Annotated in this window: 14 protein-coding genes; 4 read left to right on the forward strand and 10 right to left on the reverse strand. The window is 72.0% G+C overall.

Annotated elements, in window-relative coordinates; all coding sequences use genetic code 11:
* Nucleotides 1-691, reverse strand: a 691-nt coding sequence (locus tag GA0115233_RS37830; protein WP_107406496.1) for a hypothetical protein, incomplete at its 3' end; no start/stop codon positions are given.
* 221 nt (nucleotides 692-912) lie between these two features.
* Here GA0115233_RS37830 and GA0115233_RS37835 point away from each other — a divergent pair.
* Together GA0115233_RS37835 and GA0115233_RS37840 are read left to right on the forward strand one after the other, a co-directional pair.
* A complete protein-coding gene (locus GA0115233_RS37835; protein ID WP_093725017.1) occupies nucleotides 913-1365 on the forward strand; it encodes an ATP-binding protein in 453 nt (150 codons plus the stop codon).
* A gap of 262 nt (nucleotides 1366-1627) precedes the next feature.
* Nucleotides 1628-2545 (forward strand): helix-turn-helix transcriptional regulator, encoded by a 918-nt coding sequence (locus GA0115233_RS37840; RefSeq protein WP_093725019.1) that lies wholly within the window; start codon nucleotides 1628-1630, stop codon nucleotides 2543-2545.
* Here the strand turns inward: GA0115233_RS37840 and GA0115233_RS37845 are convergent.
* From GA0115233_RS37845 to GA0115233_RS37885, 9 genes are all read right to left on the reverse strand, one after another.
* A complete protein-coding gene (locus GA0115233_RS37845) occupies nucleotides 2512-2925 on the reverse strand; it encodes a nuclear transport factor 2 family protein (RefSeq protein WP_093725021.1) in 414 nt (137 codons plus the stop codon). The two genes, GA0115233_RS37840 and GA0115233_RS37845, sit on opposite strands and share 34 nt — an antisense overlap.
* Nucleotides 2922-4430: an FAD-dependent monooxygenase gene (locus tag GA0115233_RS37850; protein WP_093725023.1), complete on the reverse strand. Its 1509-nt coding sequence runs from the start codon at nucleotides 4428-4430 to the stop codon at nucleotides 2922-2924. Before GA0115233_RS37850 ends, GA0115233_RS37845 begins: the two co-directional genes overlap by 4 nt.
* Nucleotides 4427-5995 carry an MFS transporter gene (locus GA0115233_RS37855; RefSeq protein WP_176712087.1) on the reverse strand — a complete coding sequence of 523 codons (1569 nt, stop codon included), beginning with the start codon at nucleotides 5993-5995 and terminating at the stop codon, nucleotides 4427-4429. Before GA0115233_RS37855 ends, GA0115233_RS37850 begins: the two co-directional genes overlap by 4 nt.
* 54 nt (nucleotides 5996-6049) lie before the next feature.
* A complete protein-coding gene (locus tag GA0115233_RS37860) occupies nucleotides 6050-7381 on the reverse strand; it encodes an MFS transporter (RefSeq protein ID WP_255310491.1) in 1332 nt (443 codons plus the stop codon).
* Nucleotides 7378-8322, reverse strand: a complete 945-nt coding sequence (locus GA0115233_RS37865) for an NADP-dependent oxidoreductase (protein WP_093725027.1) — start codon at nucleotides 8320-8322, stop codon at nucleotides 7378-7380. Before GA0115233_RS37865 ends, GA0115233_RS37860 begins: the two co-directional genes overlap by 4 nt.
* Nucleotides 8319-8558 (reverse strand): acyl carrier protein, encoded by a 240-nt coding sequence (locus GA0115233_RS37870; protein WP_093725029.1) that lies wholly within the window; start codon nucleotides 8556-8558, stop codon nucleotides 8319-8321. Before GA0115233_RS37870 ends, GA0115233_RS37865 begins: the two co-directional genes overlap by 4 nt.
* A gap of 84 nt (nucleotides 8559-8642) precedes the next feature.
* A complete protein-coding gene (locus tag GA0115233_RS37875; protein ID WP_093725031.1) occupies nucleotides 8643-9674 on the reverse strand; it encodes a beta-ketoacyl-ACP synthase III in 1032 nt (343 codons plus the stop codon).
* Nucleotides 9671-10384, reverse strand: coding sequence for an AAA family ATPase (locus tag GA0115233_RS37880; protein ID WP_093725033.1), 714 nt, complete (start codon nucleotides 10382-10384; stop codon nucleotides 9671-9673). Before GA0115233_RS37880 ends, GA0115233_RS37875 begins: the two co-directional genes overlap by 4 nt.
* 63 nt (nucleotides 10385-10447) lie before the next feature.
* Nucleotides 10448-11476 carry an AvrD family protein gene (locus GA0115233_RS37885; protein WP_093725035.1) on the reverse strand — a complete coding sequence of 343 codons (1029 nt, stop codon included), beginning with the start codon at nucleotides 11474-11476 and terminating at the stop codon, nucleotides 10448-10450.
* A gap of 214 nt (nucleotides 11477-11690) precedes the next feature.
* On the opposite strand from GA0115233_RS37885, the gene GA0115233_RS37890 reads away from it, so the two are divergent.
* Both GA0115233_RS37890 and GA0115233_RS37895 read left to right on the forward strand, forming a co-directional pair.
* Nucleotides 11691-12134, forward strand: coding sequence for a hotdog fold thioesterase (locus tag GA0115233_RS37890; protein WP_093725037.1), 444 nt, complete (start codon nucleotides 11691-11693; stop codon nucleotides 12132-12134).
* A gap of 50 nt (nucleotides 12135-12184) precedes the next feature.
* A partial coding sequence (locus GA0115233_RS37895) for a dienelactone hydrolase family protein (protein WP_176712088.1) occupies nucleotides 12185-12922 on the forward strand: 738 nt, incomplete at its 3' end.

A 12922-nucleotide genomic window follows, 5' to 3' on the forward strand; every position in this document is an offset into this window, starting at 1 on the left:
GCGGGCGCGGGCCCGTGACGGGCAGCGCGGGCAGCCCGGCGCGCAGGGCGCGCACCAGGGCGAGGGCCGCGCGCAGGGACCGTACGGCGGCCGCCTCGGCGACGGAGTGGGCGGAGAGCCCGACCAGGCGGCGCAGGGCCAGGTCGCCGCGGCGCAGCAGCCAGCCGGCGACCAGGGCGGCGAGCAGATGGCCGAGGAACATCGGCAGGGACGGCAGCAGTGACGCGGAGTCGGTGACCGCCTCGGCCGGGTGCTCCGGGTGGGCGGAGGGAGGCCGCAGCCGCGCCTCGGTGAGTATCCGGTGCGCCTGGGCCGGGCTGATCGCCGACGCCGGGACCCCGCACACCAGGCGGGCGGCCTCGGCGACGACCGAGGTGTCGGCGGCCGTGGCCGCCCTGGTGGCGTCCGCGCCGTGCTGTCCTATGCCGAACACCGTGTGCAGCACGGTCTGTCCGAGCGCGAGCAGCGCCGCGATGCCGGGCATCGAGCGCTCCCGCCCGGCGAGCGGTACGGCGACGGCGAGGACCACGAGGAAACCGGCGCCCAGCGTCCACAGCGGGATGGACACACAGGAGCCGAGCGCGTGCCCGCCCGCGGCCAGCACGACGCAGACCGCGGCGAACACCGCGGCCCGCAGAACCCGGACGTCCCGTCCGGCGCGCGTCGTGCGCTGGGGGTGGGGGGCACTCATGGCGGCCCCATCATCGCACCGGCCCCTGGGCCCCCACACGGCAGGTCCGCAAGATGACCTACGCGTGGAATCCCCCTTACGTGTGAACCAGCCCCACATACACCGTTGACGACTTCCGGCGCATCGCCCATATGGGCGGTATCACGTCAACAATGCGCTTACACACGGGCGCGGACGGCAATACGTAACCGTATGTCGAGCCGCGGCCGGGAGGCTGGAGCATGAGCATCTGGTGGTCACTCCATTTGCGGCGTGAGGCTGCCAGCGTGCCGCTCGCCCGGCGGCTGCTGCTCGGCACGATGGAGAGCGCGGGCGTGGACCCGGACATCTCCTACGACCTGTCCGTCGCGCTCAGCGAGGCCTGTGCGAACGCGGTGGAGCACGGCGGGGACGGCGCGCTCGACGGGGCGGCGGAGGCGTACCGGGTCACCGCCTATCTCGACGGCGAGACCTGCCGCATCGAGGTCGCCGACTCCGGGCCGGGCTTCGGTGCCGCGGGCGGGGACGCGGGGCGGCTGTCCGCGGAGGCGGAGAACGGCCGGGGGCTGTATCTCATCCAGGAGCTCGCGGACCACGTCCACTTCGGCACCGAGCCGGGTCTGGGCGGTGCCGTGGTGAGCTTCGACAAGATCCTCAAGTGGCGGAAGGGCGCCTCTCCTTTGCTGGCCGTCTAGTGTTTTCCGTCACCCTTTCGGGAAAGCGGGCACGTGGGTATGTGAACCGCGAATCAGAATTGCGCGTTGGCTGAAAGTGGAGGTCTCAAATCCGCCTTTATCCAGGGGTCGGATTCAGCCACTCGGCAAGCTCGAAACCGGGTCGAGGCTCGCTCAAGACCTGCTGTTCTGTGGGGAGATGAGCCTGAGTTGGCGTTTTCAAGCCACCCTTGACGAACCTTTTGCTTGACTGGTTATTGCCCTTGATACAGCCTCGTGATTCATGACGATAGGTCGCCGAAAGCGTCAACTAGAAGAGTTGTCTCACTTTCTACGGACCCGGCGAATGCGACTGTCCCCGGCGGAAGTCGGGCTCACCGCCTCGGGTCGCCGGCGTACTCCGGGACTGCGCCGGGAGGAGGTCGCCGTCCTCGCGGGCGTCGGCACGTCCTGGTACACCTGGCTGGAGCAGGGCCGGGACATCAACGTCTCGGAATCCGTGCTCGGCGCGATCAGCGGCGCGCTCCGGCTCAACCCCGCCGAGGAGATCTACCTGCACCGGCTGGCCGGTCTGAAGACACCGGACGTCGACCAGCGGGAGAACAGCGGTCCCGCCGACCCGGCGCGGCTCGCGGAGATCGTGAACCACTGGTTCCCCAACCCGGCGCTGGTCCGGGACCGCTGCTGGAACATCCTGGCCGCCAACTCGGCCGTCTCGGAGTTCCTGGGCATCGGGGGACCGGGACAGAACATCCTGGTGGAGTACTTCACCAACGAGGCCTGCCGCCGCCGCTACGTCCACTCCGAGGCGCTCGCCCGCAGCACGGTCGCCCGCTTCCGCGCGGACGTGGCCGACTGCTACGGCCGCCCCGAGGTGGAGCGGGTCCTGGCCGAGCTGACCGAGCGCAGCCCGGAGTTCAAGCGGCTGTGGGGCAGTCACGAGGTGCTGGAACCGAGCCCGAGCCGAGCGAAGGAGATCACGCACGACACCGTCGGAGGGCTCAGCTTCGACGTGCACGAGTGGGAGCTGGCCGCCGACCACGAGGTCCAGCTGGTCCTGCACATGCCGACGGTGCAGGAGACGCGGGACAGGCTCGACGCCTTCTTCGCCGCGGCCGGCCCGGACGAACCGGACCGGCCCGGCGAGGACACCGCGGGCGACGACGGTCAGTCGGAGCCGAAGGCCATCGCGGCGGCGTAGGAGTCCTCGAAGGTCTGGTACCGCTGGATGAGCCCGTCCCGGACCGTGATCCGGATGGTGAACGGGCCCGAGAAGGTCTTCCCGGTCGAGACCACCTTGTGCGAGAACTCCCCGAGGACAAAGGCGTCCTCGCCGTCCACCGCTATCCGCTCCACATCGAAGAGCTGGGTGTCCACGGCTGCCACGAACCGCTCGAAGTACCCCTCCACTTCACGGCGGCCGACCAGGCGCCCCGTCCACGGGACAATGGGGGCGCCCGCCACGACCAGCTCCGCCTCCTCGGCGAACAGCTCCGGAAGCCCGGCCAGATCGCCCGTGCCGAACCGGCCGAAGAACTCCTGAACGGTGTCCGCGGTGCCGCGGACCTGCTGCTGCGTCATGCGCTGTGTCCTTCCTCGATGAGTGCGGCCGGGGCCAGCGTGGCCAGATGGCCGAGAACGCGGGTCAGTTCGGGGGCGTGGTCCTGGGCTGCGACGTAGTGGTCCGGGCGGACCAGGACCGCCGAGAAGCGCCGGCCCGGCTTCGTCCGGACCGTCACCAGTTCGTCGTACGACTTCTCCACCTCGGCCAGCCGCGGGGGGCGGGGGCCGGAGGGGAGCGTGACGAGGAGCGTGTACCGGTCGACCGGCAGCGAGGCGCGCAGGGCCGCGTCCGCCACCAGGTGGCCGTTGCGCGGTCCGGTGCGGCGCAGCCGGCGGCCCTGCTCCTCGTCGACCGCCGGCCCCGCCGGGTAGTGGTTGGTCAGACCCGCGAGCCACGGCGAGTAGAACCGGTCGAAGACGCCGGAGCGCTCGGCCATCCGGGCGGAGACGTCCCGCAGCTGGATCTGCCAGCGCTTGGAGAGCATCCACGCCTTCGTCTGCACCTCGGCCTGCTTCACCACGCCCTGCGCGACCGCCGCGCGCTCGCTGCCGTAGCTGTCCAGCAGCTCGGGAGCCGCCGCCCCGCGGTGCACCAGGGCCAGCTTCCAGGCGAGGTTGTGGGCGTCGGTCACCCCGGTGTTCAGGCCCTGGCCGCCGGCCGGGCTGTGGATGTGCGCGGCGTCGCCCGCGAGGAAGACCCGCCCGGCCCGGAACCGCTCGGCGTGCCGGGCGTGGATCGCGAACGTGGTCTTCCAGGAGACGTCGTACAGCTTCAGCCCGCCGGGGCCCCGCTTGTCGACGAAGTCCTGGAGCAGCTCCTCGGTGAGGTCCTCGCCGCGCAGACCGGGCGGGCCGGCGGTGAACACGCGGAAGCGGCCGTTGTAGAGGGGGATCAGGACCATGATCCCGTTCTCGGTGCAGTAGTAGTGCACGGCGTCGCGCTGGAGGTCGCCGTCGATCTCGGTGTCGGCCAGGATGAAGACGTTCGGGTAGGTGGCGCCCCTGAACTCGATGCCCAGCGCCTTGCGGACGGTGCTGCTCGCCCCGTCGCCGCCGACGACGTAGGCGTACTCCTCGGTGGTCTCGGTGCCGTCCGGGGCGCGCAGGGTGGCCAGCACGCCGTCGGGGTCCTGGCTGAGCCGGATCAGCTCGGTCTCCCACTCGATCCGGCCGCCCGCCCGGGTGAACGCCTCGCGCAGCAGCTCCTCCACGTCCGGCTGGATGATCACCATCGGCCGGGTGCGGTCGCCGAAGACGATGTCGCAGATCGGGTCGGTGCCGGAGTTGTAGCGGAAGGAGTGCACCGGCAGGCCGTGCTTGTCGATGTAGCCGTCGGCGCCGAGTCCGCGGAACACCTCCAGGGTGCGCGGCCAGACCATCAGCGCCTTGGTCAGCGGGCTCGGCGCGTCCGTCCGGTCGATCAGGCGTACCGGGGTGCCGCGCCGGGCCAGTTCGGCGGCGGCGGTCAGGCCGACCGGGCCCGCGCCGACGACCAGCACCGGCCGGGTGTCGGGTGTGCTCATGAGGTCTCTCCCATCGTGATCGGTTCCCGGGTGTCGTCGCGGTCGGCGGCCGCCGGTGCCTCGGCGGCCGGGGCGGGGCGCAGCATCCGCATGATCAGCGGGGCGCCCAGCGCGCACACGGCGGCCAGCAGCCACAGCACGGTGTGCAGGGCGTCGGTGTAGGCGCCGGCGGCGAACGCCGTGAAGTCGGCCTGCTGGGCGGCGGGCAGCTCCTTCGCGGCGGCGCCGATCTCGCCCTGCACGACCTGGTTGGCGAGGCCGTCGACGTCGCCGCCGCTCCAGCCGCGCAGATTGCTCTGGGTGAGGCTGACCAGCACCGAGCCCATTCCGGCGATCGCGACGGCCTCGCCGGTCAGCCGCATGGTGTTGAACAGCCCGGCGGCCATGCCCGCCCGGCTCGCGTCCACCGAGCCGACCGCGGCACCGTCGAGCAGGCCGAAGGAGATGCCGACACCGGTGCCGATGACCAGCAGCGGACCGGCGAGCACGGCGGTCGTGGCGTCCTGGTCGAGGACGGTGAGCCAGGCCGCGCCGCCCGCCACCAGCAGCAGGCTCACCCCGAGCAGCACCGAGGTGGACACCCTGCGGGTGAGCACCCCGCTGACCACGGGCAGCGCCAGCACCGGACCGCTGAGCAGCAGCATCGTCAGACCGGCGCGCGAGGAGCTCATGCCGTTCACGCCGATGAAGAACGACGGCAGGAAGACCAGCAGGCACACGAAGCCGAAGGCCAGCAGCACCGGCATCAGACTGACCGCGGCGAACTTGGGCTCGCGCAGCAGCGACAGCTCCAGCATCGGCCTCGCGCGCCGCTTCTCGATCCGTACGAACGCCGCCATCAGGGCCACCGACAGCACGGCCAGGGCCAGTACCAACGGGTGCGTCCAGCCCAGTTGCGGGCCCTCGACCAGGGCGAGAGTGAAGGCGAACAGGGCGCCGCTGAAGGTGGTGGCGCCGCCGTAGTCGACACCGGCGGCCTTCGGGTCGCGCGACTCCTTCAGCGCCGGGCGCAGCAGCAGGACGGCGGCGGCCACGGCGGCGTGCGCGAGGAACACCGAGCGCCAGCCCCAGGCGCCGACCAGGAACCCGGACAGGGACGGGCCGAGCGCGAGGCCGAGGCCGAAGGAGGAGCCGAGGAACCCGAACGCCCTCGCGCGGGCGGCGCCGTCGTAGGACTGGGCGAGCAGCGCGGTCGCCGCGGTGAGCACCATCGCCGCGCCGACGCCCGCGGCGCCGCGCAGCACGTCGATCACCACGACCTCGGAGACCAGCGCCGAACCGGCCGTGCACAGCACGAACACCACGAGCCCGGCCGTGAACATCCGCCGCCTGCCGAGCAGATCGGCCAGCGAGCCGGCCACCAGCATCACACTGGCGAAGGTGAGGTTGTAGGCGTTGACGACCCACTGCACGGTCACCAGCGAGGCGTCCAGGTCACTGCCGAGGTCGGGCAGCGCCACGGAGGTTCCGGTGAGGGAGGCGGGCAGCAGTCCGCAGGAGACACAGACCGCGATCAGGGTGAGAAGGGGACGGGACCGAGCGGCACCCGTCGAAGCAGTGGACACGAGAACTCCAGGGTTGGAATGTTCCTGAGCGGAGGAATGCACAAAAGGGACGCGCTACGCCCGCGCCTGCTCCAGGCCCCACAGCAGCAGGACGAGCCCGGCGAGCCCGCCCCCGGCCGCGCACACTCCGGCCCACCCGGCGGCGGACTGCACGACGCCCGCGAGCGCCGAACCCGCCGCCCCGCCCAGGAAGTAGGCGGTCATGTAGGCCATCGTGATCCGGGAGCGGGCCTCGGGGCGCAGCCGGTAGAGCACGCCGAGGTTGGTCACCTGGGCGCCCTGCACACCGAAGTCGAGCAGCAGCACCCCGAGCACCAGGCAGACCAGCAGGTGGCCGCCGTCCAGGGCGAGCAGCCCCCAGGCGGCGAGGTTCGCCCCGTACAGCAGGGTCGAGGCCAGCCGGTCCCGGCCCCGGTCCACCAGCGGACCGATGGCCCGCGCAGCAATCGCCCCGGCTGCCCCCAGCAGCCCGAACGCGCCGATCAGGGCCTCGCCGTACGCGTAGGGCTCCGCGGCGAGCAGGAAGGCCGCCGAGGTCCAGAACACGCTGAAGGAGGCGAAGGTGAGGAAGCCGTACAGGCAGCGCAGCCTGAGCAGCGGCTCCTCGGCGACCACGGACGCCACCGAGCGCAACAGCCGTCCGTAGCCCAGCCGTTCGGCCGGTTCGAGGTCGGGCAGCAGCCGCCACAGCAGGGCCGCGAGCACCAGCATCCCGGCCGCGGCGACCGCGAACACCGAGCGCCAGGTGCCGGTCCACTCGGCGAGCAGACCCGCGCCCGTCCGCGCGAGCAGCACACCGAGCAGGACCCCGCTGAGCATCCGGCCGGTGACCCGGCCGCGCTGCTCGGGCCGGGCGAGGGCGGCGGCGAACGCCACCAGCAGCGGGGCGCCCACCGCCGTCACCGCCATCAGCCCGGACAGCACCACCAGCGCGCCGATGCCGGGCGCGGCGGCCGAGGCGGCCTGCCCCAGCGCGGTCACCAGCAGCAGCGCCACCAGCAGCCGGCGCCGGTTCACCGTGTCGCCGAGCGGCACCAGCAGGGCCAGGCCCACGGTGTACCCGGCGGTGGAGGCGGTCACCACCAGCGAGGCGGCGGTGCTGCCGACGCCGAACGAGGCGGCGATCGACGTCAGCAGCGGATGCGCGTAGTAGATGTTGGCCACCGCCAGACCGGCGGCCACGGCGAGCACCGTGACCAGCCGGTCCGGCAGGCCGCCGCCGGGGCGCAGGGTCCCGGCGGCGGCTGTTGCCGGGGCGGGGACGCCTCCCTCGCCGTCGTGCGGCGCGGCCGTGCGCTGCCGTTCCTTCCGGCGGACCTGAACTGCCGGACGGATACGGGCGAGAAGGCGCCCGGCCGGGCCGTTCGCGGCGAAGGGTGACGTCATGGGACCAGCACGATCTTTCCGGTGGTGCGGTCGGACTCGCCGTACTCGTGCGCCTTGGCGGCTTCGGCGAGCTTGAACACCTGGTCCACACGGACCTTCAGCCGGCCCGCCTCGACCAGCGCGGCGAGGGCTTCCAGCCCGGAGTGGTCCGGCTCGACCAGGAAGCCCGTGACCCGGACGCCCAGGCTGGCGGCGTATGTGGCGAGTTCGGGGCTGACGTGGCCGATCACGGTGATGAGCAGACCGCCCGGGCGCAGGGTGCGCAGCAGCTCGAAGCTGTGCTCCCCGCCGAGCAGATCGAGCACCACGTCCTGACCGGTGACCGTGTGGTGCAGCGGGCCGGTGCGGTAGTCGACCGGGTGGTCCACGCCGACCTCGCGCAGGAAGTCGTGCTTCTCGGCGCGGGCCGTGCCGGTGACCTCCGCGTCGTGCGCGCGGGCGATCTGCGCGGCCAGGTGGCCGACGCCGCCCGCCGCCGCGGTGACCAGCACCTTGTCGCCCCGCTGGATCCGGGCCGTCTCCACCAGCGTCTGCCAGCCGGTGAGCCCCGCCAGCGGCAGCGCGGCCGCCTCCTCGAAGCTCAGCCGGGTCGGCTTGCGGGCGAACTGCCGCGCGGGCGCGGTCACGTACTCGGCGTAGGCGCCGCCGGGCCTGGGGAAGCCGATCAGCCCGAACACCTCGTCGCCGGGCTCGAACCGCGTCACCCGGGGCCCGGACTCCACGACCCCCGCGACGTCCCAGCCCTGCACGAACGGCGGTGCGCCGAGCGCGCCGGACGGGAAGAGACCCGAACGGATCTTCCAGTCCACGGGGTTGACCCCCGCGCCCTCGACCCGCACCAGTACCTCGGTCGGCAGCGGCGCCGGCCGCTCCACCTCGGTCAGCCGCAGCACGTCCGGCTCACCGACTGCCGTGGTGACGACGGCCTTCATCGTGCTCATCGGCCGCTCCGCTCATCCAGGTAGGCGGTCCACTCGGCCAGCTTCTGGCTGAGGACCAGGTCGCCCTCGGGCACCTCGATGCCGTACTCCCGCTGGATGAACAGGGCGATCTCGATCAGGGTGAGCGAGTCCAGCGAGAGGTCCTCCAGGGTCCGCTCCGGGTCGATCTCCTCGACCTCGATCTCGGCCTTCTCGGCTATGAACGCGACCAGTTGGGGATATGCCGTGACGGGCATCTCTTACTCCCTCCTCGGAGCCGTGCTCCGGGGCGTTGCGTGGATTCGGTGAGGCGGGGGTGAGGTGTGCGGGCGCCGGTCGGATCAGGCGGCGGCGGGGTGCGGCGCGTCGGCGGGCCGCAGTCCGTCGGGCCAGGTCAGGGTGATGGCGCCCCAGGTCGTGCCGGCGCCGAAGGCGGTCAGGAGCACCTTGTCCCCGGCCCGCAGCCGCCCTTCGCCGAGCGCGTCGTCCAGGGCCAGCGGGATCGAGGCCGCGGCCGTGTTCCCGGTGTGGCCGATGTTCACGTAGGCCCGCTCCTGTCCGATGCCGAGCTGGTCGGCGACGGCGTGCAGGATGCGGACGTTGGCCTGGTGGCCGACGAACAGGTCCACGTCGGCGGTGGACCAGCCGGTGCGCTCCAGGACCGTGCGGGAGGCCTCCGTCATGCGCAGGACGGCGTTCTTGAACACCTCGCCGCCGCGCATGGTCAGGTAGTGGTCCTCGCGCAGTGCCGTGTTGTGGTGGCTGCGCTGCCGTGAACCCCCGGCGGCGACCCGGATCAGATCGGCCTGCAGGCCGTCGCTGGCCAGTTCGGTACGGCGCAGCGCGCCCGGCTCGTCGGCCCGGCCCGCGCGCAGCACCACCGCTCCGGCACCGTCCGCGAAGATCGGCGCGGTGTTGCGGTCGTAGGGGTCGACGATGGTGGTGAAGGCATCGGCGCCGACGACCAGCACGCTGTCCACCACCCGGGAGGCGATCAGCCCGGCGCCGGTGGCCAGGGCGTACAGGAACCCCGAGCAGACGGCGCCGACGTCGAAGGCGGGCACGGTGCCGAGCCCGAGTCCGGCGGCCACGGTCGGACCGGTCGCCGGGCAGGGGTGGTCCGGAGTGGCGGTGGCGACCACCACGGCACCGATGTCCCGGCTGCCCGCGGAGTCCAGGGCCCGCCGTCCGGCCTCGATGGCGAGGTCGCTGGTGGCGGTGCCGGGGTCGACGATCCGCCGCTCGGCGATTCCGGTCCGGGTGCGGATCCACTCGTCGGAGGTGTCCATCCGGGCCGTCAGCTCGTCGTTGGTCACCACCCGGGGCGGCACCGCGGAGCCGAGACCGGCCAGAACGGCGGTCGGCGCGGTCATCGCACGATCACCGAGGCCCGGTCGGACTCGGTGCGCATGTCCAGCGCCTCGTACTCGGCCTGGGCGCGGGCGATGGCCTCCTCCGGCGACATCAGCGCCGGCAGGTCGAACAGCCGGGCGATCTCCACCAGCCGCTCGGCGACGGTGCCGCCCACCACGTGCGCGGGGATGCCGAGTTCGGCGGCGACCTCCAGCAGCCGCTCGTCGGCCATGGAACGGAACCGCTCGTTGACCGGGCGGTGCCCGTCGGCGGCCAGCGCCAGCTCGTTGGGCAGGTGCACGAACACGTCGTACGTCTGCTTCACGTGCTGCTTGAAGGCGATGCCGAGCTGCTCCATGACGGCGTCGAACACCCGGATGTCCGCGGTGCGTTCGACGCTCTCCAGCTCGCTCAGGTGCAGCGACTCGTTGGGGTTGATGCCGACGATGACGCGGACGGAACCGTAGATCCACTCCTGCAGCGAGGAGCCGTCGGAGATGAACGAGCCCTCGAAGCTGCTCTCGTGGACCGCCCGGTCCACATGGCGGCGGACGATCAGCTGGACCAGCTCGGCCGCGGTGCACTGCTCCAGGGTCTTGCCCGGAACGGCCTCGGGCAGCAGCTCGCGCATGGTGCGGGCCCGGGTGCGCGGAATTCCCACGTAATGCGCGAGCGCATAGGACGTGAGGGTTTTTCCGGAGGAATAGGTACCGGATATGGCGATACGCATGACGCGCTCCAGTTTCTTAAAGGGGTGGCCGATTTTGGAGCCCTTGAAAGAGACGGTCGGGAATCAGCCGGGCAGCCGGTGCGCCACGGAACAGCGCACGGTGTTTCCGGCGAGCCGTCCGACAATGTCGGCGGCCCGCCAGGTCTCGTTCTCCCGCCGCAGCAGCGTGCTGTTCTCCAGCCGCACGTCGAGCGGGGTTTCGTAGCGGATGGGATCGGGTTCGGCACTCGCCCTGAGGACGGTGGTGCGCATCCACAGCGTGTTGCTCGCGCCGCGGGAGATCCCGTCGGTCTCGTACAGCAGGATCTGACCGAGCTGAAGGCTGGTGACGAAGGTGTCGATCAGCCCGACGAAGGGCTGGTACAGGCCCTCGAAGCCCTCGGTGGCCAGGGCGGTGCCGGGCTCCTGCGCCACGTCCACCACGGCCCGCGCCCGCGCCTCGGCGGCCCGCACCGCGACCTTGCGCACGCTCTGCGTGCGGGCAGTGAACCCGGTGCCGTAGTACTGCCGCTCCACCGGCCCGAGCAGCTCCGCCGGACCGGTGTAGGCGGCGGTGGCGACCGGGGTGCCGGGCGGTGGGGTGGGCAGCGGATGGCGCAGGTCGGTGCGGACCCGCATGGCTCCCACCAGGGTCTGCAGCCGCGACACCGCCTCGCCCTCGCCGCTCCGGACCGGCTCGCCGAGCACCGTGGTGCGCACCGGCAGGCCGGTCAGCTCCTCGTCCGGCTCGGTGCCCGCCTTGATCCGCACCGACAGCACCCGGCCCGCGCGCCGGCTCTCCGGCCCCAGCCCGAGCGAGTGGGTCAGCGCCGCCTCGCTCAGGTGCACGGCGATGATCAGCCCGTCGACGGTGCTCAGGTGCGGACGCAGATCACCGCGCGCCGTCGCCTTGCGCGACCAGTCGGCGGGGTAGACGACATCGAGCCGGCTGCTCAGTTCGGTGGGCGCGCCCGGGCCGCCGGTCAGCTCGGCCTTGTCGTAGCGGTATCGCACGCGCCGGAATCCGGAACCGAAGAATCGCTTTTCGCCCGGCCCCAGATAGTCGTCGACCGAGTCGAGGAGCAATTCCTTGGCAGGCAGAGTTCCAGACAAAGTTTAACTCCCTTGCGTCGGGGCCACTGGGGTTTTTCGGACGGCCCGACGCTAGCCGAAATATTTCGACGCAACGAGAGTCGGCTCATGCGGTTACTGCCAACACCACCCTGGACACCACCAGCTGCCGCTCTTTTCCGTCCGCCCGGGAATTGACTAGCGTCGACGGTGTTCGCGGACACGGATTCCAGTGCCGCACACGGGGGAGGCAACCATGTCCGACAGCACGCTCGGCCCCTGGGCCGTGACACCGGAGTTCAGCCATCAGCAGCTCGTCACGAAGATGGGCATCGAGCTGGTGCGCTGCGAAGCGGGCCTGGTCATCGGCACCATGCCCGTGGACGGCAACCGCCAGCCCGTCGGCATCATGCACGGCGGCGCCAACGCCGTCCTGGCCGAGACCCTGGGATCCCTCGCCGCGTACCTGTACACCGGACCCGGCGGCCGCGCCGTCGGCCTGGACCTGTCCTGCACCCACCACCGCTGGGTGGCCGGCGGCACGGTGACCGGAGTGTGCCGGCCCCTGCACGAGGGCCGCACCACCGCCACCTACGAGATCGTCATCACCGACAGCTCCGGCCGACGCACCTGCACCGCCCGGCTGACCTGCGCCGTCAGCGTCCGCGCCCGCTCGCGCGACGTCCTGCGCACGGCGTGAGGGACCCGGAACTCCCCCCGCAATCACCATCGAAGAGAGGCCAACACCCCATGTGCCACAGCACCGACAGCAGGCCCCCCGCCGTCGAGAACCCCGGCAGCGTGGCCGAGGAGGGGCTGATCGAGCTGACCTCCCAGGACGGGACGACGTTCAGCGCCTTCCACGCGCATCCGGGTGAGCCCAACGGACGCGGCGTGGTGATCCTGCCGGACATCCGCGGGGTCCACGCCTACTACCAGGACCTGGCCCGCCGGTTCGCCGAGGCCGGGTTCGCCGCCGTGGTCCTCGACTACTACGGCCGCACCGCCGGACTCGGGCCGCGCGACGACGAGTTCGAGTGGCAGCCCCACTTCCAGCAGCTCGTCCCGGACAGCGTGGCCGACGACGCGGCCGCCGCGGTCGCGTACCTCACCGGGAAGAACCCCGGCATCACCGTCTTCTCCGTCGGCTTCTGCCTGGGCGGCGGCCACTCCTGGCGGCTCGCGGGCACCGACCTGCAACTCGCGGGCTCCATCGGCTTCTACGGCCTCCCCGGACTCGTCGAGGACCGCCTGAAGGACATCTCCGCGCCGCTGCTGCTCCTCCTCGCCGGTGACGACGTCGCCACCACCCAGGAGGACTTCGAGGCGTTCCGCGGCAAGCTGGACGACGCGGGCAAGGCCTACGAGTACAAGGTCTACGACGGCGCCCCGCACTCCTTCTTCGACGGCGGCGCCCCGGAGTGGCAGGACATCAGCGCCGACGCCTGGCAGCGGGTGCTGGACTTCACCGACCGGCACGCGCAGGCC

It is taken from the genome of Streptomyces sp. DI166, assembly GCF_900091315.1.
In the GTDB taxonomy this organism is placed as follows: domain Bacteria; phylum Actinomycetota; class Actinomycetes; order Streptomycetales; family Streptomycetaceae; genus Streptomyces; species Streptomyces fuscus.